Below are 22956 nucleotides of genomic sequence, written 5' to 3'. Positions count from 1 at the left end.
CTGCTATAAAATAAAAAAAGAAGCAGAACGTTCTACTCCTTCTCAATCCAAGTAATGGAAGACTATAACTATACAAGTAAACAAATTTATTACAATTCACTTAGATTTAAACTTACATAGTGATATACTCCATTCCTATATTCCTTACCATTTCCCCTCTAATATTAGTGCATAAATACCCATGCTCATAACAAATAGTGAAACGCCTAATGTAATGATCCATAACGGAATTTTCAATTTTTTTATTTTAAAATAAGCTCCGTACCCTTTATATTTAACAGAGCGATATACACTAAGTCCCCCTATGCAAATCATGAAAATACTTAAAATATGTACGACATACGGCAAGCTCCCACTCCTTAACAAAACACTCCTTATAAGATTATCACATCCCCCTTTTATTTACAGTAATTTCTAAATAATATTTCTCATGAAAATAACAAAAGAAATAACAGTTGAATTCGCAAATTAATTCACATAGTAAATAGCATACAAAAAGCTCAGAGTTTTTATACTCTGAGCTTTCTTTTTTTATAATGGGGTTATACCCTTAAAGCCCCCTATTGTCACATAAGGATAGTTTTATGTTAAATCGCAATAAAAGGTGTTTTATGAATATACGCTTTGTTATCAATCTGACTAATTATAAAACTTGCTATTTCTTTGTTTGAAATTATTGTTCCAGGCATATCGGTAAGACTTTCTTTGACTACTCTTACTTCAACACCCTCTTTTACAAAAGGCAGTCTTATTAGTGTCCAATCAAGTTCTTTATTTTTCAAAAGAATATCCAGCTCTTCTTTTTTATCTTTCATCATTTTGGAAAAGAGCATTTCAAACATTTTTGCTCCAATCTTATTTAAAAGACTTTTTTCATCTCCTATAATGTTGAGAGAAGCTCCTGTAACTCCAATATATCTCTTAATATCCTTTTCCTTCATTACTTTAAGTATATCTCTTGTAACTCTGCTATACATAGGTGTATCTCTCATTGGTTGACCAAAGCAATTTATAACGATTTGACACCCTTCGAGTAGTTGTCCTATTGTATCAATATTCTCTGCAGCACCTGTTACAACTTCAATTTTATCATCGCTACATTTTAATTTTTTAGGATTTCGAACAAGCATACGAACTTGGTAGCCATTTTTTAACGCTTCTGAAGCTATATAACGTCCTACCTTACCGGTTCCACCAATTACAGCTATTTTATAAGGATTATCCACACTTCCACCCCTAAGAATATATAAAAAAATCAATCCTGTTCTTTTCTTAAGCAAGTAAAGAATTTTATCATTCCTCTTTATAATTTAACATAAATTTCCTGATCTTTCTGGATTTTTCATTTAATACCCTAAATCACAACTGAAATGGAAGTGCCTAATGATGTCCAACTTCGTGTTTACACAGACAGGGAATGGGTCGAAAAAATTGAAAACCAAGACACAGGGCATGGGCATGCACCTATAATCTTTTTAAGAATATGCTAAATCACATATAACCGAAGGGGGCTGGCTTATGATGTTTGAGCATTTTGGATTTGTAGAACAGTGCGATACAGTTCCAATCGAATTTCCCCCGCAGTACCAACCACAGCAGCCGGGTATTGAATCTTTGATGATTCCAAGACCTATCTCCGAAAATCCTAATTATTCTGGAAGCAACAAACTATTGAACAAAGTCGCCATCATTACTGGGGGAGACAGCGGGATCGGCCGGGCTGTCTCCATTGCTTTCGCAAAAGAAGGGGCGGATATTGTAATTGTTTATTTAAATGAGCATGGGGATGCATCCGAAACAAAAGACAGAGTGAATCAATTTGGCAGACAATGCCTGACAATCGCAGGTGATATTGGGAATGCCGGGTTTTGTCATTATGTCGTTAAAAAGACAATGGAAGCATTTGGTCATCTTGAAATCCTGGTCAATAATGCGGGAGAAGCACATACACAAGCAAGTATCAGCAACATTTCAGCAGAGCAGCTCGAACGTACTTTTAAAACAAATATTTTTTCATATTTTTATTTAACACAAGCGGCCATGCCCTGTTTAAAAAATGGAAGCTCTATTATCAATACGGCTTCACTCGCCGCATACAACGGACTTGATCCCGCGATTGATTATGCCGCTTCCAAGGGAGCTGTCGTTGCATTTACCCGCTCGTTAGCATTATCAGTCATTAATCAAGGAATCCGTGTCAATGGCGTTGCTCCAGGCCCTGTATGGACCCCTCTTATCCCTTCAAGCTCTCCGCCGGAACTTTATGCAACACTTGGAAGTACTACGCCAATGAAACGTACTGCACAACCTTTTGAACTGGCACCTTCCTATGTATATTTGGCGTCGGACGACTCCTCATATGTGACAGGACAAATTCTTCATGTAAACGGTGGAGTGATTATAAATGGATAGGAGTGAATCCCTTCGATTCAAACTTTATTATAAAAAATTGTATTTTAGTGAAAAGAAAGACGCCGTTTTGAACAATCTTTTTTCAAAATGACGTTTTTTTATTTCCTGTTACATATGGAATAGAGGGGTTGTACCATCAGGCAGCTGTCGTGTTAAGCATCTCTTGAAGGTGATACACGGAGAAACCCCCACTTCAAGATCCGAAAGGGATAAGTGGCAGAAGTTTTCATTCTAATGTGAGTAAATAGTTGATTAAAGCTTCCTGCTCTTGTTTTGAAAAACCTGTAGAAGAATCTATCCAATATTCGTGTCCTTCTCCCGTAATATGTGCATCTTGTAAATCCTTTGAGCTTTTGTTTGCTTCGATTACTTTTCTTCTCAAGTTTTGGTCAATTAATGCTCGTAAGCTGTTAAACGGATTAGGCTCAATTCCTTTTAATACCGTTCCTGTCATACCTAGTTCACTCTCCACGTTTTGGCCAACCGCAACGCCTCCATCATGTAAATATGGCGCTCCCCAATAAAGCCCTAACAAACCCGGAACTTTGTAACCGCCTGGTGAACCATTTAACATATATGCTAAATCGATTTTCTCTTTATCTAACGAATAAGCCGGAACTTTTAACTGTTTCGCCCATTTCGGTACAGGTACTGGTGTATCTGGTGAATATATGATAGGATCTGCTAAACTTTTACCTATTGCTTCAAATGATTTCGCTCTTGATGGCTCGGTCTTAATTTCATTAACTGGGATAATTCGATTATTTGTGTAGGTTTGTCCAGCATGACAAGTAATACAACCTGCACGTACAAACACACTCTTCCCTTGTTTTATCGTCTTTTCATCAACAGATAATGGGGGCTTAGGAGAAACAAATGTATTTTGTAATGCCGACATTCCGTTGTTTTGTTCCATTACCCGATAACCAGGAGAACTTGATAATAAACCATTGGGAGAAATTAAAGACGGCCTTGGAAACGTCGGAAGCGTAATTAACTCATTTACCCCTGGAACGCCTGGAGTCGGATCAACTGAAGCAAAAAAATCAGATGGCTTCTTTCCACTTTTAGGATCATATCGATATTTTGGATTCGCTGCATTTTGTAACATTGTTCCTAAATAAACTTCCTTGTCAATTTTGAAAAGGAACGGACTAGCATGCGCTAATGTCGTTAAATCTGAACCTTGAATATTTACAGCACTATTAATTACACTTAATCCTCTAAACGAGCCTGCTTGTGCAAACCCATTCCACCCATAAGGATGATCTCCAAATGTAAAAGAATCTGGAATTTGTGTTGGATTATTCACTAAATCACTACTTGCATCGAAATTTCCTCCCGGCCATTTTAACAAAGTACGATCTACCGTTTCCTCTATCATTTCCGGATCAGGAAGCGGGGCTTTTTTACCATCAGAAGTTACTACTGTTCGTCCTAAATCTTTTATATAGTCTTGTAATGACTTAATTTCTGCACGAGAAAAATAAGCTGTCGAATTCGTTCCTAGTGCTAAAATGAGACCTCCATTAAAATCATTATTTGCAGCACCTTCAATGACATGTTTTGTATCTCTAGTTACCGTTGCATGGCATGCGGCACAGCTTACTCCTATTTTCTCTCTTCCTTCAGACTTCATAATAGGCATCCCTAATACTTCATTAGAACCTCTTGCAACATCTAAACCAGTATCAACCTTTGTTCCTTTTCCAAACGTTTTATCGCCTATTTTCACAGTTTTCGCCAGTTCAACACGTAAATTTGTTGTCCCTTTTCCATGTAAGTCGTAAATTGCTTTTTTAATATTTTCTAAAGTTAACGCACCATTTAAAATACCCATTATGTCTGTAAGAAACACTTCATTTCCAAATGTTTCTTCATAAAAAGACTCTCTCCCCAATTTTAATAAATTCTTGTCAATTTTCACTGCTCCGTTTTGTGGTGATAATAACATTTTGCCTTCTTTCGTTTTCAACAACTCATTCGCCTTTTTTTGCGAAATCGTTTGTCCCCAAATATCGTATGCTGGTTGATTTTCCTCAGTTCCATAATGATTTGGTTTGCTTTTTACAATTTGCTCTTCAGAAGGAATATAAGCATAAATTGGTTTTGAAAAGTTAAAAAGGACAACGTACACGAGCACTATATTTACAATAAAAGGGATAGTCCACTTCCTATTTTTCATTTACTTTCCTCCGTTTTGCTCAAAAAATATTAAAGATGCTCAGCAACAGCTTTAATATTCCCTGTAAAAAGAGAAATAAATGTAAAAACATGCTTTCCTTTTTCTGTTTACATTTCATGAACACTTAGCGCATACCATTTTGTGCTATCTTAGCGTATTTTCAAAAGTTCCTTCAAATAAGGTCTGTAAAATATTGAAAGAAGGGATTCTATTTATAAAAACATTCCCCAGAAGGTCTCCTCTCATAAAACGAGGCACATTTCAAACTATGCCATCGCTGACCGATTGCGTCCCATATTCGACTCTCATAACGAAGCAATTCTATGGAATAAAATAGCTATAGATTTTGTTTTTTTGTGACTCCATTACAGAATGGTGGGATTTACAAACTTTTTCCTCCCCCACCTATCTTCTGTAGAAAAGCGGAAGCGGCTCGCCCAGAATCGCAGGACGTTGGAGCACCCGACAGAGAGGCGCTTTTTGCCTCGTCCGAGGGGGCGAAACAACCGGAGATTCTAGCCGCTAGAGCTGGACAACGTTTTCCTCATAATCTTGAGGTGAAGGTCCTACTCCCCACAGAAAGCGGGATAAAAAAAGTATGAAACATCAATCGTTTCATACTTTTATTTTCTACGCGCAACATCAGAAAAATGAAAAATATCAAGGCGATGACGCGACTCTGTATATTCAAATTGGGTACCATCATATAAGTGTGTAAAGTTTTTCACAACGACAACATAATCTGTTCCATTTAAGTCTAAATATTTGCGATCATCTTCCGTACAAGGCTGTACCTCTATAACACGCTGTGCGTAACTAATATGTAAACACAATTCTTTTTCAATATAATGATAAATAGACTTCTCAGCAATCTCCTTCGTGAGTCCAGGAATCATATCTGATACAAAATAGTTAATATCTAAAATCACATTTTCTCCGTCCATATTACGTACTCGTTTAATACAGTCTATCTTCGTTTTATCCTTTATATTCAAGAGTTTTGCAACTTCTTTTGCAGCTCTTAGCCGTTCCATTTCTACAACAGTTGTAACACAAAAACGTCCAAGCCGCTCGTTCTCCTCTTGAAAGCTAATAATACCGCCAAAGCTGAATTCAATATTTTTTCGTTTTAGTACAAAAACACCTTTTCCATGTATTTTTTGTACATAACCTCGTTCTTGTAATAAATCAACAGCTTTTCTTACAGTCCCTCGGCTCGCCTCATACTCTTTCATTAATTCTGTCTCAGAGGGAACTTTATCCCCTTCTTTTAACTTACGATTATCAATTAATTTACTTATATCCGTATAGATTTGTTCATACTTGCTCATCATCTTGAATAGCCCCTTGTCACCTACATTTTCTCTTTGTATTATAGCACGTTCAAAATTAATTCCTAAATTTGTTTATTTTAGAAACAGTAAGAAAAACAGGATAAATATTTAATCACCAGTATGAATTTTTATAAAAAAGTTTGTATTTTTCTCTTCCCTTTCTAAAAAACATGTAGTATACTTACTTCAAAATCAGAGGAGAAAGGGAGCAAAGAACTATGCTTACAAATACAACTGTAGTTACATTTGCACAAAAACATCATCATCATACGTAAACCCTTGAAACCTAGCGGAAAAATTCACGCGTAGGTACAAGGGTTATTCCCGTTGTACCTACGTTAGGCAAAGAGCCATGTAGGTATTTTTTATCTACATGGCTCTTTTTTATTTCCAAAAAACACTAGGTACAAAAAATAATAAAACAAAAAAAACTATTATAAAAAGGAGTTACACAATCATGGCGACAAAAAAATGGGGTTTATGGATTTTAACAGCATTCGTTGTTGGAAATATGGTTGGCGGCGGCGTGTTTATGCTTCCAGCAAATTTAGCGCAAGTATCAGGACCAATGGGATCCACGCTTGCATGGACAATTACTGGACTTGGTGTATTTATGATTGCACTCGTGTTCGGAAACTTAGCAATGCGAAAACCGAATTTAAAAGCAGGTCCGCAAAGCTATGCGCAAGCAATGTTTACATCACCAAAAGCTGGTAAAGTTGCTGGTTATAGCATGGCATGGGGATACTGGGCTGCAAACTGGGCTGCAACAGCTTCTGTCATCATTTCATTTGCAGGATATTTAACTACGTTTTTCCCAGTTATGCAAAGTAAACAAATTTTGTTCACGACAAATGGGTTTTCATTAGAACTCGGAAAAGCTTTAACATTTGCTGTATGTAGTATTATGCTATGGGGCATTCAATATATTCTTTCTCAAAATATTGATCGTGCTGGTAATATGAATTTACTTGCAACTGTCGCAAAAATTATTGGATTTACAATGTTTATTATCATTACATTATTCATTTTCAATGCAGCTAATTTCGGCGATGGTCAAACTTTTATGAATGAAGCTGGAAAGTCTATCCCATTAGGCGGACAAGTGAATGCTGCTGCCATCGCTACACTTTGGGCGTTTATTGGTATCGAATCAGCTGTTATGCTTTCAAACCGCGCAAAATCACAAAACGATGTAAAAAAAGCAACGATTTTCGGACTAGTAATTGCTCTTCTTATTTACGTAGCAATTACATTGTTAACAATGGGTGCTCTTCCACAAGATGCGCTGAAACAATCACAAAAACCATTGGTTGACGCATTAAGTATGGCTATCGGTAATAAAGGTGCATATATTATGGCATTCCTAGCACTTGTCTCTCTATTCGGCTCTACAGTCGGCTGGATTGTTGTAAGTGCAGAGGTTCCTTATCAAGCAGCAAAAAGCGGATTATTCCCAGCGTTCTTTGGAAAAACAAATAAAAAAGGAAGCCCAAAGAATTCATTATTATTAACAAATATCATGACACAAATATTCTTATTCTCTACTATTTCTGGTTCAGTATCAGAAGCGTATAACTTTGCAATTGTTGTCGCTACACTTGCCTATTTAATTCCGTACCTTGTCTCAACATTGTATCAATTAAAACTCGTTATTACTGGCGAAACATATGACATTATGCAAGGCTCCCGCAAAGTTGACGGAGTAATTACAGTACTTGCTCTTATATATTCAATTTGGGTTGTCAAAACAGGGACAGCTGATATGAAAACTTTCTTCCTAGGAATAGGACTATTCGTAATCGGACTCATTCTTTATCCATTTATCATGAAAAATACTACTGATCAAAACATAGAAACAGTTGATACAAAAATTAGTTAAACTCAAAAACACTAGCTCTCTAAAGAGCTAGTGTTTTTATATGTTTCTAATACTTCATAATTAACATCAAAAAGAATTTTCAATCGAACTCTTACTACAAAAAATAATAGAGTATCTTTTGATGACCTTTATCATCTTGAAATCTAAAACACACATTATTGTAATTATTTAAAATCAGTACAATAATGTGTGCTTTAATTCTGATACTGTTAACGGCTTAGAGTAATAAAATCCTTGTACATAGTCACATCCCATTGATTGTAGTAACGTTTCTTGCTCAACGGTTTCTACCCCCTCTGCAACAACCTTCATATTTAAACTATGTGCAATGTCAATAACTGATTTTACAATCGTTCTTTCAGGTTGTGCCTGGATATGATGAAATTCTTGAATAAAATTACGATCAATCTTTACAATATCAAGTGGTAACTGCTTTAAATAATATAACGATGAATACCCTGTTCCAAAATCATCTAGTGCAATTAAAATCCCCATATTTCTTAATTCTTGAAGGGAAGCAATAATATACTCAAAGTGTCTTACCGCGATACTCTCAGTAATCTCTAAAACTAATCGATTTGGAGAAAATGAAGTGCGCGCTAATATACTACGCAAAGCAGGTATAAAACGCTTTTGCATAATTTGTTGAATAGATATATTTACAGATAAACGTAAACCTTCTGTGTATTCCGGTAATGTTTTAAATATTCTACATGATCGTTCTAACATCCAATCTCCTAATTGTGAAATCAATCCACATTCTTCTGCAATTGGAATAAATTCAGACGGAGAGATCGGCCCTTCTTCCGTATAACAGCGTAGTAATGTCTCTACCCCAGAGTATTGCTTTGTTTGTAAATCGACGATTGGCTGCATCACTACTTTTAATTTTTCGTCACGAATTGCCTTTTGCAATACAAGTTCAACTTCCATTTTCCGATGTATTTTTGCTTGTAAATCATCTGTAAAATAGCAAATGGAGTTTCTTCCTTGCTCTTTCGCACTATACATTGATAAATCTGCATTTTTTAATAAGGTTTCAGTATCCTCGCCATCCTTTGGATATGAACATACTCCTAAGCTAGCAGAAACATATACTTCATTTTCATCTAATATAAACGGTTCTTGAAAACAAGAACGAATCGAACTTGCTAACTGCTGTAGATCTTTTAATGCAGTCTTCTGTGTTAATAAGACAAATTCATCACCGCCAAATCTTGAAAGGACTTCCATATCATTTAATACGTAGTAGAGACGTGATGCCACCTCTGTAAGTAATAAATCCCCCATCGCGTGTCCTAATGTATCATTTACTAATTTAAAACGATCTAAATCAAAATAAATGAGACTAAACGGTATTTTTTCGTCTACGTGTTTATTTGCTAATCCCGTTAATTGTAAACGATTTGGCAAGCCTGTTAGCACATCATGATATGCTAATTTACGATAGCGGCTTTCACTTACTCTTAACCGTTGCTCCATCTCTTTGCGTCTTGTTACCTCATTTCGAATAGAAACAAATTGATATGGTTCTCCGCTATCATCTAGAAAAGGAACAATGGTAGTATTTACCCAATAATAGGACCCATCTTTTGCTTTATTACGAATTTCTCCACGCCAAACTTTTCCACTTAGAATCCGTTTCCATAAGTGCTTAAAAAAAGCCTTTGGATGATATCCAGAATTTAAAATGCGATGATTCTGTCCAATAAGTTCTTCTTTTGTATATTTCGAAATTTTACAGAATTTCTCATTTGCATATGTAATATAACCATCACGGTCAGTAATAGCAACAATTGATGATTCATCTAAAGCAAATGTTATATCTTGCAATGCTTTAGATGAATCATGTAACACAAGATTTTGCTGCTCTATCATGCCTTATCTCTCCTTGTTTTCCGCACTCAATAACAAGACAATACGTTTTCCTTTTTTATACTTATAAAAGTTCCATTCATTAAGCTACTAATCAATAGAAACCTCACTGACAAGAATTTCACTTTATAAATATCTCTAATTACAGTTTTTGAATACAAACATCATAGCACGTTTTATTCTTGCTCACAATTAACGCAATAACTATATATAAAGTTATAAAATAATAATACCAAAATATTTACACTTTTTCATCAAAAAATTGGAAATCGTTTTATTTAAAATGTGATAATCTACTCATCTGATGTATAAAATAAAAACTAGTCTAATAAACGACTAGTTTTTATTTCTCTTTTGAAAACGAAAAATGCGATATGCTGCAAATCCTGCGATTCCAAATCCTACGATTGCAGAGAATTGCCATAACGTTGGACCATTGTCAATGTTAATCCAGCCATCTCCGTCTGGAACCCAGTCAATTGTATTTTTTGCCGGGCAAACTTCTCCAGTTACATTTGATTTTAATGCAAAGCGAATTTCTTTTTGCCCATCTAAACCAAATTCTTTCAAAGGAACTCGGAATTCCATTTCCTTCTTATTATTACTTACAGAAAGGGTTTGTTCTTGGTATTTTCCTGAGTCTACACTTAGAGAATATTGATTTCCTTTTCCACTAATAAGATTTACAATTGCATAACGATACTGAACCATTTGACATTTACCATTTACCTCAATGGATTCCGAATTACCTCTCCCACCTTGTTTCGCATCTGGAAAGATTACGTGAAATGTCCAGCCGTCTTGCTTAGAATGTCCAGCCGATTGTCTTTCTACATATAAATATAAGTACTCACCATCAGAATAATATTTAACCCCCGTAATATCTTCATTATTCATTCCATTTGGCACATCACCTTTTCTATCCGAAACATATGGCATATTGTCCCAATCAGAAAAATCCCCATCAATTATAATGGGCGGTTTCTTTGAAGCTGCAAATGCTTTTGGCTGAATGACATTGAATAAAAAAAGTGCTGCTAGAAAACATACAAATATTTTCCTATATTTCACCGTTCATGCCTCCATTCTTTATGCTGCATCTTTCATTTTCCTTACAAATCTCAAGCTCCGTTTCGCTGTTTGTAATATGTTCATTTTACTTGTCCCTTTTTTCAGCTGATATTGTAAAGTAAACGGAACCTCTCCTACTTCACCGCCAACAATATGCACTTTATACAGCAATTCTGCCATACAAACAAACGATCTTTCTTTTACAATTTGTGGTCCATACTGTTCCTGTAACTTTCGTAAAATATCTATTTGATATAAACGATATCCACAAGTATAGTCACGAACATGTGGAATACGTAAGCGTATTTTATACACAAATCGAGCCCCAAGCGTCATTAGTTTTCGAAAAAGGGATAATCCTTCTACTCTTGCTCCCTTCTGAAAACGTGAGGCAATAACACAATCTAACTGTTCATCTTTTAGCTTTCGAAGCATGGAAATGATATAGTGTGGTCGATGTGTTTGATCTCCATCCATAATACACAAATAAGTTGCTTCCGTATCAATTGCATACGTAAGAGCTGAATTCAAAACTTCTCCCAATCCTTTATTTATATTATGGTTGACCATTTTTACATTTAAATACTGGCGCATCAATTCTTTACATATTTTCAAAGTTTCATCTTGGCTTCCATCATTAATTAACACAAGTTCCAATTGTATATTTTCTTTTTTTAAATATTTATCCATACTTAACCAAGATGTAACAAGAGGCTTTACATTTTCCTCCTCATTATAAAGCGGTAGCGCGACACATAATTTATTTATTGCCGTCATTGTTTATCCACCTTTTCAATTTAAAATAATAAACAAAGTATTTCTTTGTTTTCGCCTTCACAATGCCCCATTCTTCACCTAAAGTTCGCGCATTCCAAGTAGCATTGGCTTCTTTTGCATTAATTGTGCCTGCTAATCGAAAGAAAAATAGTAACATTCGATGAAACGGAAGTAAAAAAATTGTATACACATGTCTACGCATATATTTTTTTACATGTTGTTGCGGTCGCAAATACAATTTAGAAACGAGATAAAATAAAAATGAATTTGATACATAAAACAGATATAAAATAATATTTGCAGTAATAATTAGATTTAATGGATAATCTAAAAACAGTAAATAAATAAGCGCAAAAATCCAAATTGTCCTCGAAAAAATTAACGTATGATCTTTTAGCATTGTGAAGTGAATCGCATCCATTTTTCGACGTTTTTTCTTCTTCAGCAAGCTATTGAATAGTGTGAATACTTCAATCCCGCCCCGTTGCCAACGCTGCCTTTGAATATATAAGCGATCAATAGATTCAATTGGATCCACATAGAAAAATGCATCCTCACAAAGAGCAATTTTCCCATCGTACATTAAACGAATTTGCGTAGTCATATGCGTATCCTCTCCAAGAGTTTCACCGTTGTACATCTGTGTTTTCGTTAATACCTCTTTTCGAAATGCTGAAAACGCACCAGATAATGTAAAAATGGCATTTCGTTTAGATTGATATCCTCTACCTACGAGAAAAGCCTCTACATATTCGAATAATTCACAGCGTTGCAACAATCTTAACAATGGACGCTTCGTTTCTTGAATCAACTCAGGGTTAATCATAACGACCCCTGTCATTGCATCAATATCAAGGTTCTCTTCAAACTTCCGAACCGTATTATAGACTGCCTTTTTATCAAGCATGCCATCTGAATCAACATTTAATATATATCTACCGCGAGATAGATAGATTCCTTGATTCAGTGCTCTTGCCTTCCCTTGCATCGATTTAATATATCGGATATTTAAAATTGGATACTCGAGTTGAAATTCCTGAAATATATCGAATGATTTATCTTGTGAGCCATTATCAATTAAGAGTACTTGTAGATTTTGCAATGGATATTCTTGATCAGCAATTGATTTTAAACAACCTTTTAATGTCTTTTCTGAATTATAAACAGGTACAAGAATCGTCACATATGGATAAAATTCTAATTTTGTCTCTTTCTTTGTGAAATAGCTAAATAAAACTACAATTGCACTTCCAAAACCTGTGAAAAAATCAACGAGCAATGGAATGATTAACCACACACCCCAAAACAAAACTTCATGCATAATGGTATCCCATGTCATTTTAATTCACCTACCTGTTGGTAACGAAGTTGAACAACTGTAAATAACTTATAGTATATATAAATTGTTAATCCAAAAAATAAAATTCTAGCTAATACAGTATGAGCAATATAATAGGCTGGCGCACCGAACCATTTTGTGATGGCTATTATAAATAATAATCTTCCTATATTAGCTATAAACAAGAAAGAAAGTCCCCCAAATGTTGAGAGCAACTTTGTTTTTATATTTCCAAACGGAAAAAATAAAACAAGAGATAGGAAGACTAATAACTCAATACCGCCCGAACATTCATAGTTTAATATCATTGTTACAATGCCCTCTTTTGTTGGAATTGTAATTAATGATAAATTTTCTGTGACATGAAAGTACGGTAAAATTTTAGAAATTTGGTTCATGATATACGAGTTCGCCCCATTAATTGCTGGCTCTATATATGGAAGAAGGTAGATCATACCAACAGTAAAAAAACCAACACTCCCTACTAAAAATGCAAAGAATGCCAATCCGATTCTAGATAAAAAAAACGCTCCAAATATACAAATACAAAACAAAAATAAACCTATAATAAACGTTATCATGCTGCCCCCTCCCTTCTCTTTCTCACCTTATTTATAAAATAAGATAAGAAACTAATCATACATAATGTAACAATAGACAATAAACTACCTATTTTAATGTAAGGATATGTAATCTTCAGCTTTACTTGTTCCGTTTGCATTTTTAACAGATGATTAAATGATTCATATTTTCCACTCATCGTCTCGAATGCATCAATAGCAGCAATCGGAGCAACTACTTCTTTTTGATTACTTTTTATCTCTATTTCATTTTCTGTTTGCTTCACTTGAATTGGTACAACTTCACGTTTAGGCAGCTGATAAGCTTGTAAGCCTAAAATATCTTCAAGAATTTTTCTCGTGCCATCATCTTTCGTCAAAAACGTATAGTACGGTAGATTTAAGGCTACGAAGTGAACCTTGCTCTCCTTTTCTTGAATAGAGTAAGGTAAAATCTGATGATTTACATACAAGTTTGTCTCTGTATTCCCTCCGCTGCTAATAAAGTTTGTTCGCCATTCTGTTTCTTCTTTTGGGAATGGTGCAATTTCTAGTTTTTCTCCCTTATAAAATAAATCTCCAAACGTATGATTCAGCGTAACAGATTGTGTACGAACATTTAAAAATTCTTCATCCATTCCAGCGGTATCGATTACAACTCGAACATTATGTTGTGTTAACTTTTCCACTAGCTGTTCTGCAACTTGTTTATTTTTGTAATCTAGTCCTGAAATATACACAGTTTTATAGTCTTTAAGTTCTTCATATGAGTACTCATCTATTTTGGTCTTTTCACCAACAAATAACTGTGGGAACAGATACGTAATGTTTGGCGCATATTTTCCAATTGCAATGCCTTCATATTTCACTTTCGTACCGAACTCCCCTTGAATAGGATACTTATAAATATAATTTAAATCTGTTTCCCTTATAAGTTCATATCCTAATCGTTTAGCAGCCTTCTCCATTTCTTTAGAATGCTTGACAAAATCTTTACTTAATACCAATGTATCGGCGCCAAGCTCAAGCGTACGATCAAATAAAAAATCATAGTATTCATGTTCTAATGCCGTATTTACCTGTACAATACTTTTACTTGTTGCTGCTCCTTGCCATGACCATCCGTATACTTGATTTCTCACACCTGTTTTATCATGATACGAAAGATAATAACTTGGAAATGAACCGTAAATAGAACTATCTAACATCGCAACTCTTTGCGTTGCAACTGTAGTAGCAATATCTAAGTCTCTAGCCTTATTTTCTGGATATTTACTATTAAACCCTAATGTATAAAAAGAAACTGCAGAATCTATTGCTAAAATAACTATAAATAATACAACAATTCCTTTACGGAGCTGCTTCCATAGGACAAACGATAAAAAGATTGTGACCATTGCTATCGCTGTAAATCTGCGCATCCATAACAACTGGTTCAAAGGCATCTTTTGTAATAACGGCAAGGCAAACGTTGTTGTTCCAATTAAAATAAATAATCCTACGATAGCTCCAGTCATTTGCTTTTTCAAACCAAAGATAACTGTAAATAAAGCAACAAAAGCAAAAGATAAACCAAAGTAATATATTTCAATATTGCTTAACCTTAATATTGGATTTAGTGATACTGTAAATGGATAAGATAATGTGGCCATTACAGAGGCGGTTCCTTCTGAATCCATTCCAATAATTCCACCATTTAATGCTGGAATTAACCAAAATGAAGATAGAAAAATGCCCAATAATGCATATATTAAAACGAGCACTTTATTGAAGAAACTTTTATTTAAACATACATCTATCATACAGAAGACAAAAAATGAAATTCCTATCATTGCTGCTATCATCGCATGACACAATGTCACAATTGCCATAAGAATAGCCAACAAAATATAAAACAGTATTCGCTTTTCTCGTAAAGCGCGGTAAAAAACAAGATATACAGATGGTAATAATGCAATCACAATACAAAATGGTAAATTTCCTTCCGAAAATAGTACACGTAAGTTATCTGGAGCAAAAAACCAAATGATACCTATAAAAAATGTAAGCCATTGCCGTTCTACATATAATCCCCATAACAACCAACCCATTCCACCTAACATAAACAAAAAAACTAAAAAGTATTGAAAAGCTTGGAAGATATCATGAGTGACTAACTGTATACTCGCAATCACATAATACGGCAACGGTGCCCAAAAACGAAATGGCTGAAAGCCGTTATACCATTCCGTACTATAATTTAAAAACCATTTTCCTTGTTGAAACTGATCATATAATAAATTCGCTTTATAAAGATGTCCATATGTATCAGACCCCCATGGATAATGACCAAAGCGGTTTATATACCATAACATCAAAAGCGAACACGCGAATAGTAACAAAACATGAGTTAAAAAAAGAAAGAACCTATTATGTATCTTTTGCTTCATGTAAACTCCTTTTCTATCCTTTTTGAATGATATATTGCCGCATTGGATTTTCGTTAATTGTTAATTCTTCTAATGGAACATTATGTTTCTGTAAACGCTCTGTCAAATCTTCAAAAAAGACGCGTCCAATTTGTTCCATCGTACAATTTTTCCCTAAAAATCTTGGAGAATCATTTAAACAAGTACCTTGGTATTGCTGCAAATATTCTCCAATAATTTCTTCTATATGTGCAAAATTTAGTTCTTCTTCCGTTTTATGCGAAATAAGTATTGTAATTTCCCACGTATGCGGATGTACATTTGATTTATTGCCACTAATAGACACATAATGTCTTGCATTCAAATAAAAATGTAAACGATATTTTGTAATCATTGCAATTTCCCCTTTAACCACTTTTCGACATTCGTAAATAACACATTACGAACTGAATAATTAAGAAAAAAACTTCCTCCTACAGAAATTACTTTAGAATATTCAAACGAAATATGTAAAACATCATACGAAATCCATAAAATAGAATTTGCGAAAAAAATCCCCATCATAAAAGTTAATAAATAAACAGAGCCAGTATATGAATTTGTCTTAGTTAAAAACACATAACGAGTACAAAGTATATAATGAAACACAGCACTAATCATAACACCAATATTTGAGGAAACAAGATATGAATAATGAAATATATAATAACAAAGCATTGAAATTGAAAAATCAATTATAAATGCAAATATAGATGCAAATAAATACTTAACGATTTTGCGATTGTATAGCCTATTTAACACTCTTCTCCTCCTTTCCCTATCTTCCATTTTTTATCTCATTATGAGCATATTAAATTAATGCCATTTTGTATAGATACCTAATCATAAAATTCATGCTCCTTTACAAAGGAACATCCCTAGCAATAACATCGTATGCAAGGCAATTTGAAAAAGCATGGTCAATAAATTTCTATTTGTTTAATGAAAATGAAACACCTTATAATAAGGATATAACTAATCAGAAAAAGGTGACATTCCTACCAATGAAAAACCGTGTTCTTCAATTATTATTCGTTATTGCAATTACAATCATTGCACTAAAAATACTAAACAAATCACCCATATCATTGTCTACCTTTGTTGGGTGGCTATTTGTTATTACAGCTATTGGCATTGCTTTCATCATCTTTATTGAAAATCGCTCCCCCCAAAGTACGTTAGCTTGGTTTTGGGTATTAGCAGTTCTTCCTGTTGTTGGCGTACTATTTTATGTACTATTCGGCCGCAGCAGATGGCGCCGAAAAAAACATTTACATCGTGATGAAGAGCGAAGAAAGTTGTTCCGTGAAATTTTAGAAGGAAGACGATTAAAACAAGAAATACCAGCGTCTCTAAATGAACGCGCTGCCCATTTGGCTACTGTCGTTCAAAAATTTGGCGGGGGACCTATCGCTAATGAAACTGCAACAAAATTACTAACAAACGGCGATGAAACATTTACAGAAATTTTGACCTCCATTCAAGAGGCAAAACATCACATTCATATTCAATATTACATTTATCGAGCTGATGAAATTGGAACAAAGATTCGAGATGCTTTAATTGAAAAAGCAAAAGCTGGTGTAACTGTCCGCTTTTTATTTGATGACCTCGGAAGCTCCTCATTACGAAGCACCTTTTTGCAACCGATGAAGGACGTAGGAATTGAGGTAGTAGAATTCGAACCTATCCTTTCTCCGTGGCTAATCGAAACCGTCAACTACCGGAATCATCGTAAAATTATTATTATTGATGGGAAAATTGGATTTACAGGGGGATTGAATGTTGGAGATGAATATCTTGGTCGTTCTAAGAAATTTCCAATTTGGCGAGATAGTCATTTAAAACTTGAAGGGAAAGCACTATACAAACTACAAGCCATCTTTTTAGAAGATTGGTTATACGCATGTAGTGGATTAAATAGCTATTCTTGGGAACCTTTCATGAATAGAGAGTATTTTCCGATGTGGACTGTTGATACAGACGGTGCTGTCCAAATTGTCGCAAGTGGCCCGAGTGCAAATGACAAAACGATTCGAAATACCTTACTAGCGGCCATGACATCAGCAAAACGTTCCATTTGGATTGCGACGCCATACTTCATTCCAGACCCAGAAACATTAACATTACTACGTTTAAGTGCGATTGCTGGAATTGATGTTCGCATTTTGTATCCTGGCATAAGCGATAGCGTCATAAGTGATCAAGCTTCTCAATCTTACTTTGCGCCATTATTAGAAGCAGGTGTTTCTATTTATCGTTATAAAGATGGATTTATGCATGCTAAAATTGTTTTAATTGATGATGAAATTGCAACAATTGGAACAGCGAATATGGACATTCGTAGCTTTGAACTGAATTATGAATTAATCGCTATCTTATATGACTCTCCGACTGTCCTTGATATTAAACATGATTTCGAACAAGATTTTAAGGACTCTACAGAAATTCGCTGGGAAGTCTTTAAAAAGAGAAGCATTCGAAAAAGAACGCTTGAATCACTAATGCGTCTTATTTCACCACTTTTATAAGGGAACATCTTCCAAATTGGAAGATGTTTTTTCTTTGCTTCACCTATGAAAACGAGTTATCATAAGATGGATTGTTTACTTTATGAAAATAATGTTAGGTGGGAAATACATGTTAGAGCAATTTCATATACATGAAGGATTAAAGCAACAACTTGCAAATATTCACGAGACAAATAAACACACAGCTAGCAATGCTGCTACTTTAATTGGAACAAAAATGTATAAAGCATCGGATAACAGTATTATTGAAGATGCCATTACTGCATTACTTCTTGGGAAAAACGTTCTATTAAAAGGGCCTACCGGAAGCGGTAAAACCGTTCTTGCTGAAACGCTGTCTTATTTATTCCAAAAGCCAATGCATAGCATTAACTGTTCTGTTGATTTAGATGTAGAAGGTATTTTAGGGTATAACACTTTAACAACAAAAGACGCTGCATCTGAAGTTACTTTCGTTGATGGTCCATTAATGAAAGCAATGAAAAACGGTCACTTCCTTTATATCGACGAAATTAACATGGCAAAACCAGAAACCCTTCCACTTCTTCACGGTGCATTAGACTACCGTAAAATGATTACAAATCCATTCACACAAGAAGTTGTGTACGGTAGCGATGAATATCGTGTAATTGCAGCAATCAATGAAGGCTATGTTGGAACGAGCGAACTAAATGAAGCATTAAAAAATCGTTTTGTTATTATCGAAGTTCCTTATATTCAAGGGGAAACATTAAAAGAACTCTTATTAGCTGAATCAAAATTAAAGGACACAGTAACAATCGAAAAGTTTGTTGCATTCGCAAGTGACCTAATGCCGCTTGCTCGCGACGGCCGCGTAAGTGAAGAAGCTGCAAGTATTCGCGGTATTATCGATGCATGTGATTTAAGTGTCTATATTCCAGTGATGCGTGCAATTGAACGAAGCATTATCGCAAAATTAAGCGATGAAACAGAACAAATGACGGTGCGTGAATTAGCAGAAAGTTATTTCTTTGAGGGATAATCCATGAGACAAATTTTTAGCGACAAAAAAATCGATGCGTCTCTGTTTCTGCAGATGGAAAATTTAATGTATGCCCTTCTAAAAGAAGAAAATGCATATTTAGAATATGGCTATAAAGCATATTATGACGAAATCGAAAATAAAATTGTCATCAGTCATTTTTGGGATGATCGAAGCGAAACCGATAAAGTAATTGGTTTAAAAAGTGAAGTATATTTAAAAGCGCTCGGCTACAAGCATCATTCCGATATGAAGCTTATTCGCAACTATGCAAAAGAGTTACAACAATCACCACTTAAAAATTTTTTAACGCAGTTATTTGTCCTATTAGAAGATTTACGAGTTGAAGAAATTGTGAAACAAAAGCGTCCTGGTACAAAACCAATTTTTACACGCCGAAAGGAAATGTATCGAAATTATTTCAGCTCACAATACGAAATTAATCGTATTCGTAACTATCATGCCGATATGCTTATTTGTTTATGTTACTTAACATTAACAAGCGATAAATATGAAATGTTTAACAACGACTACTTCGAGCACATTGAAGCAATCTTACACGAAACATTCCAAACTCGTACTACAGAAGATACGATGTATGTTGTAGAAAAAATTCGTTATCGTTTAGAAGAACTCCTAGAAAATGATATGATTAACAACTACTTTGGCCTTGCGCCGCTCAATACTTCTGTAGTTTTTGATAAAATAGAGGAACGGGTCGATGAATTAGCAAATGATGATGTTCAAATTGTTGACGATGACGATAATAAAAGTAAAATAAACGAAAGCTTTTCAACGTGGCATCGTGAAAATAAAAACAATGAAAACGAAAATTTCTTGCGCTTTGAATTAGAGAGTGGTACAAAAACAAACATGATGGGTGATACAGCACGAGAATCTGATAATAGTGATCAAGCGCTTGCTTCTGTGCAAGGCACTTCCCAAAAAAGTACACAGTCGAATTTCGACGGTGCAGATACTGAAGATACGAGAGCATCTCATGCTTCTAGCCAAAATGAAGGTGTATACGGTAAATATAATGTCGGTGCATCACATACATTTAAAGAAGCAAGAAAGCCGAATCCTGATGAAAAGAAAGACTATCAAGCCATTAAATCTGTCGTAAATAAAGATGTAAAAGAATTAAAGAAAATCATCGAAAAAACGATTGAAAATAAAACAAATGCAAATGCTGATAAATACTACGGGAGACTTCGTAAAAAGTTCTTACGTATTTATACAGAGAAACAACCACGTATGTTTTATAAAAAAGGACAAGAATCACAAGAACTTGACGTTGTCTTTCACTTATTAGTTGACTGCTCTGGTTCAATGTATAACAAAATGGAAGAAACAAAAAAAAGCGTTGTTCTTTTCCATGAAGCTTTAAAATCATTAAAAATCCCACATGCAATTAGTGGATTTTGGGAAGATGCTTCTAGCGCGACCCCAGAAACCAAACCAAATGTCATTCACGAAGTCGTAACGTATCAAAATTCAACGATTCCAAGCATTGGTCCAGAAGTCATGCAACTTCGTGAAGAAGAAGATAATCGCGACGGATATATTATTCGCATCGTTTCAGAAAAACTTGCGAAACGTCCCGAAAAACATAAATTCCTACTCGTCTTTACAGATGGTGAACCATCTGCATTAGATTATCAACAAGATGGTATTTTAGATACCCATGAAGCTGTAAAGCTTGCTCGTAAAAGCGGCATAGAAGTCATTGGAATCTTCATCGAGGAAGGCGAAGCAAAAGAAGCAACCTATCAGTTGATGAAAAATATTTATAACCACCATTTCTTAGTAGCGAATCATGCTGAAGATTTACGGTTGAAGATTAAGCCGTTATTAAAGAAATTATTACTGAAGACGATTGAATAGAAAACAGGAGCTGGGTGCAGCTCCTGTTTTTTTGCTCTTTTTATCCCGCTATTCGTGGGCAATAAGCCCCCCACCGCCGCTGGAAGTTTCACTTTATAGTCCACATTTTTATTATCAAAACAAAATGAAAGGATATCCAAAATTTATAGAAATTTTTTGGGGTATATTAAAAAGGAGCTTTACTCATAGAATATACTTGAAAGGGTGTTTCATTTGTCCCCGAAAAAAGATGAGAAATATACAGATGTTACAGCTGCAGAAGCTCGGCATCAATATGTTATTCCTGAGGAACTTCCTGAAGGTCCTTACGGTTCTCCGACTAACAGAAAGTTAGGAAAATCGACACCTTGGGATGAGGATCAAAAAACACATAAAGCATTTAGCTACGAATATGAAAAACAGTACGAGGAAACGGAATACCAATACCCAGAAGCGGAAGATATAGACACGCATGAACGAAAGTCTAGATAAAGTGAAACTCCCATCAGAGCGGGAATTTTCTTCCCCCACAAATAGCGGGATAACGCCTTTAATCGCTACTAGGCGACTTGTTTCTTACCTAAATTGAACTTTCACCAGCAAGTAGCCCTCAACCTAACTGGATACGCAGACAAAAAAGCCGATTCAATACATTGAATCGGCTTTTTCTCAATTAGCCAAGCACTAACTCAGCTTCTAATTTTTTTTTTAATTTCGCAAGCATATCAGCTGTCATTTTGTCTAAGTCGTAGTCTGCTTTAAAGCCCCACTCTTCTTTTGCTGCTGTTGCATCGATTGAGTTTGGCCAGCTATCTGCAATCTTTTGACGAGCTGGATCAACTGCGTAATCCATCGTGAATGTTGGAATGTGTTTACGAATAGATGCCGCAATTTGTTCTGGCTCGAAGCTCATTGCTGTAATGTTAAATGCATTGCGATGTTTTAGCTTGCTTGGATCTGCTTCCATTAAAGAAATAATCGCTTGCAGTGCATCCGGCATATACATCATATCCATGTATGTTCCTTCTGCAATGTAAGAAGTGTACGTACCTTTTTTAATTGCTTCATAATAAATTTCAACTGCATAGTCAGTTGTTCCCCCTCCAGGAGGTGCAACATAAGAAATTAAACCTGGGAAGCGTACGCCGCGCGTATCTACACCAAACTTTTGATAGTAGTAATCACATAAAAGCTCTCCAGCTACTTTGTTTACTCCATACATCGTAGTTGGACGCTGAATGGTGTCTTGTGGCGTATTATCTTTTGGTGTTGTTGGACCAAATGCACCGATTGAGCTTGGTGTGAAAAACTTACAGTTTAATTCACGTGCCGCTTCTAACGCATTTACAAGACCACCCATATTTAAGTTCCAAGCAAATAGCGGATTTTTTTCCGCCGTTGCAGAAAGTAATGCTGCTAGATGAATAATTGTATCCACTTCATTACGCTTTGCAATCTCATGTAATTTTTGACCATCTGTTACATCTAGTATTTCAAATGGGCCAGACTTTACAACTTCACTATCTGTTTCACGAATATCTGTTGCGATAACGTTTGTTGCACCATATACATCACGAAGTTTCGTTACAAGTTCAGAACCAATTTGGCCTAAAGAACCGGTTACTAGAATTTTTTTCATTTTCCCCACTCCTCATTTGCAAGCTTTCATAGATG

At 35.1% G+C, this 22956-nt stretch carries 19 protein-coding genes; 6 read left to right on the top strand and 13 right to left on the bottom strand.

The genetic code is table 11. The annotated features are described in order from the left end of the window. Positions 1 to 144: 144 nt before the first annotated feature. Together ACFQZ1_RS14240 and ACFQZ1_RS14235 are read right to left on the bottom strand one after the other, a co-directional pair. Complete coding sequence (locus tag ACFQZ1_RS14240; RefSeq protein WP_336483994.1) at positions 145 to 348, bottom strand: hypothetical protein; 204 nt, start codon at positions 346 to 348, stop codon at positions 145 to 147. Positions 349 to 587: 239 nt separating this feature from the next. Continuing rightward, the gene (locus tag ACFQZ1_RS14235) at positions 588 to 1226 is read right to left on the bottom strand and encodes an NAD(P)H-binding protein (protein ID WP_377882840.1); all 639 of its coding nucleotides are present in this window, start codon (positions 1224 to 1226) and stop codon (positions 588 to 590) included. Between the two features lie 292 nt (positions 1227 to 1518). Here ACFQZ1_RS14235 and ACFQZ1_RS14230 point away from each other — a divergent pair, with 292 nt between their 5' ends. After that, positions 1519 to 2412, top strand: a complete 894-nt coding sequence (locus tag ACFQZ1_RS14230; RefSeq protein ID WP_377882839.1) for an SDR family oxidoreductase — start codon at positions 1519 to 1521, stop codon at positions 2410 to 2412. Positions 2413 to 2638: 226 nt separating this feature from the next. On the opposite strand, the gene ACFQZ1_RS14225 is transcribed toward ACFQZ1_RS14230, so the two are convergent. Next, on the bottom strand, positions 2639 to 4597 hold the full coding sequence (locus ACFQZ1_RS14225; RefSeq protein WP_377882838.1) for an electron transport protein: 1959 nt from the start codon (positions 4595 to 4597) through the stop codon (positions 2639 to 2641). 623 nt (positions 4598 to 5220) lie between these two features. Continuing rightward, entirely contained in the window at positions 5221 to 5931 is a 711-nt protein-coding gene (treR, locus tag ACFQZ1_RS14220) for a trehalose operon repressor (RefSeq protein WP_377882837.1), read from the bottom strand. Between the two features lie 457 nt (positions 5932 to 6388). Here treR and ACFQZ1_RS14215 point away from each other — a divergent pair, with 457 nt between their 5' ends. Beyond that, positions 6389 to 7813, top strand: coding sequence for an amino acid permease (locus ACFQZ1_RS14215; RefSeq protein ID WP_377882836.1), 1425 nt, complete (start codon positions 6389 to 6391; stop codon positions 7811 to 7813). Positions 7814 to 7987: 174 nt separating this feature from the next. On the opposite strand, the gene ACFQZ1_RS14210 is transcribed toward ACFQZ1_RS14215, so the two are convergent. The 8 genes from ACFQZ1_RS14210 to ACFQZ1_RS14175 all read right to left on the bottom strand — a co-directional run bounded on the left by ACFQZ1_RS14210 (position 7988) and on the right by ACFQZ1_RS14175 (position 16644). Then, positions 7988 to 9691 (bottom strand): putative bifunctional diguanylate cyclase/phosphodiesterase, encoded by a 1704-nt coding sequence (locus ACFQZ1_RS14210; RefSeq protein WP_377882835.1) that lies wholly within the window; start codon positions 9689 to 9691, stop codon positions 7988 to 7990. A gap of 333 nt (positions 9692 to 10024) precedes the next feature. Continuing rightward, positions 10025 to 10759, bottom strand: a complete 735-nt coding sequence (locus tag ACFQZ1_RS14205; RefSeq protein WP_377882834.1) for a Firmicu-CTERM sorting domain-containing protein — start codon at positions 10757 to 10759, stop codon at positions 10025 to 10027. A gap of 18 nt (positions 10760 to 10777) precedes the next feature. After that, entirely contained in the window at positions 10778 to 11536 is a 759-nt protein-coding gene (locus tag ACFQZ1_RS14200; RefSeq protein ID WP_377882833.1) for a glycosyltransferase, read from the bottom strand. Further along, entirely contained in the window at positions 11520 to 12875 is a 1356-nt protein-coding gene (locus tag ACFQZ1_RS14195; RefSeq protein WP_377882832.1) for a TIGR03111 family XrtG-associated glycosyltransferase, read from the bottom strand. The genes ACFQZ1_RS14200 and ACFQZ1_RS14195 overlap by 17 nt, the downstream gene beginning before the upstream one ends. Next, complete coding sequence (xrtG, locus tag ACFQZ1_RS14190; RefSeq protein ID WP_377882831.1) at positions 12872 to 13456, bottom strand: exosortase family protein XrtG; 585 nt, start codon at positions 13454 to 13456, stop codon at positions 12872 to 12874. Before xrtG ends, ACFQZ1_RS14195 begins: the two co-directional genes overlap by 4 nt. Next, positions 13453 to 15789 (bottom strand): 6-pyruvoyl-tetrahydropterin synthase-related protein, encoded by a 2337-nt coding sequence (locus ACFQZ1_RS14185; RefSeq protein ID WP_377882830.1) that lies wholly within the window; start codon positions 15787 to 15789, stop codon positions 13453 to 13455. The genes xrtG and ACFQZ1_RS14185 overlap by 4 nt, the downstream gene beginning before the upstream one ends. 88 nt (positions 15790 to 15877) lie before the next feature. Next, positions 15878 to 16237 (bottom strand): 6-carboxytetrahydropterin synthase, encoded by a 360-nt coding sequence (locus tag ACFQZ1_RS14180; RefSeq protein WP_377882829.1) that lies wholly within the window; start codon positions 16235 to 16237, stop codon positions 15878 to 15880. Continuing rightward, entirely contained in the window at positions 16234 to 16644 is a 411-nt protein-coding gene (locus tag ACFQZ1_RS14175) for a GtrA family protein (protein ID WP_377882828.1), read from the bottom strand. The genes ACFQZ1_RS14180 and ACFQZ1_RS14175 overlap by 4 nt, the downstream gene beginning before the upstream one ends. Before the next feature lie 242 nt (positions 16645 to 16886). Between ACFQZ1_RS14175 and ACFQZ1_RS14170 the strand changes: the two genes are divergently transcribed. From ACFQZ1_RS14170 to ACFQZ1_RS14155, 4 genes are all read left to right on the top strand, one after another. Next, positions 16887 to 18413 carry a cardiolipin synthase gene (locus ACFQZ1_RS14170; RefSeq protein ID WP_377882827.1) on the top strand — a complete coding sequence of 509 codons (1527 nt, stop codon included), beginning with the start codon at positions 16887 to 16889 and terminating at the stop codon, positions 18411 to 18413. 109 nt (positions 18414 to 18522) lie between these two features. Continuing rightward, entirely contained in the window at positions 18523 to 19416 is an 894-nt protein-coding gene (locus ACFQZ1_RS14165; RefSeq protein ID WP_377882826.1) for an ATP-binding protein, read from the top strand. A 3-nt stretch (positions 19417 to 19419) separates the two neighbouring features. Continuing rightward, positions 19420 to 21303, top strand: a complete 1884-nt coding sequence (locus ACFQZ1_RS14160; RefSeq protein WP_377882825.1) for a vWA domain-containing protein — start codon at positions 19420 to 19422, stop codon at positions 21301 to 21303. Positions 21304 to 21516: 213 nt separating this feature from the next. Continuing rightward, positions 21517 to 21774 (top strand): hypothetical protein, encoded by a 258-nt coding sequence (locus ACFQZ1_RS14155; RefSeq protein ID WP_377882823.1) that lies wholly within the window; start codon positions 21517 to 21519, stop codon positions 21772 to 21774. Between the two features lie 181 nt (positions 21775 to 21955). On the opposite strand, the gene ACFQZ1_RS14150 is transcribed toward ACFQZ1_RS14155, so the two are convergent. Next, entirely contained in the window at positions 21956 to 22930 is a 975-nt protein-coding gene (locus ACFQZ1_RS14150; RefSeq protein ID WP_377882822.1) for an L-threonine 3-dehydrogenase, read from the bottom strand. Positions 22931 to 22956 lie beyond the last annotated feature (26 nt).

It is taken from the genome of Bacillus sp. CGMCC 1.60114 (assembly GCF_042676365.1).
In the GTDB taxonomy this organism is placed as follows: Bacteria; Bacillota; Bacilli; order Bacillales; family Bacillaceae_G; genus Bacillus_A; species Bacillus_A rhizoplanae_A.
The sequence above is the reverse complement of the archived record's forward strand: the minus strand, read 5'-3'. Positions and strand labels throughout refer to the sequence as shown.

Excerpts from the sequence above, each read along its gene's own strand:
- ACFQZ1_RS14230 (WP_377882839.1), top strand. The coding sequence starts at position 1,519 with ATGATGTTTGAGCATTTTGGATTTGTAGAACAGTGCGATACAGTTCCA.
- ACFQZ1_RS14225 (WP_377882838.1), bottom strand. The coding sequence starts at position 4,597 with ATGAAAAATAGGAAGTGGACTATCCCTTTTATTGTAAATATAGTGCTC.
- treR (WP_377882837.1), bottom strand. The coding sequence starts at position 5,931 with ATGATGAGCAAGTATGAACAAATCTATACGGATATAAGTAAATTAATT.
- ACFQZ1_RS14215 (WP_377882836.1), top strand. The coding sequence starts at position 6,389 with ATGGCGACAAAAAAATGGGGTTTATGGATTTTAACAGCATTCGTTGTT.
- ACFQZ1_RS14210 (WP_377882835.1), bottom strand. The coding sequence starts at position 9,691 with ATGATAGAGCAGCAAAATCTTGTGTTACATGATTCATCTAAAGCATTG.
- ACFQZ1_RS14200 (WP_377882833.1), bottom strand. The coding sequence starts at position 11,536 with ATGACGGCAATAAATAAATTATGTGTCGCGCTACCGCTTTATAATGAG.
- ACFQZ1_RS14195 (WP_377882832.1), bottom strand. The coding sequence starts at position 12,875 with ATGACATGGGATACCATTATGCATGAAGTTTTGTTTTGGGGTGTGTGG.
- xrtG (WP_377882831.1), bottom strand. The coding sequence starts at position 13,456 with ATGATAACGTTTATTATAGGTTTATTTTTGTTTTGTATTTGTATATTT.
- ACFQZ1_RS14185 (WP_377882830.1), bottom strand. The coding sequence starts at position 15,789 with ATGTTATGGTATATAAACCGCTTTGGTCATTATCCATGGGGGTCTGAT.
- ACFQZ1_RS14180 (WP_377882829.1), bottom strand. The coding sequence starts at position 16,237 with ATGATTACAAAATATCGTTTACATTTTTATTTGAATGCAAGACATTAT.
- ACFQZ1_RS14170 (WP_377882827.1), top strand. The coding sequence starts at position 16,887 with ATGAAAAACCGTGTTCTTCAATTATTATTCGTTATTGCAATTACAATC.
- ACFQZ1_RS14165 (WP_377882826.1), top strand. The coding sequence starts at position 18,523 with ATGTTAGAGCAATTTCATATACATGAAGGATTAAAGCAACAACTTGCA.
- ACFQZ1_RS14160 (WP_377882825.1), top strand. The coding sequence starts at position 19,420 with ATGAGACAAATTTTTAGCGACAAAAAAATCGATGCGTCTCTGTTTCTG.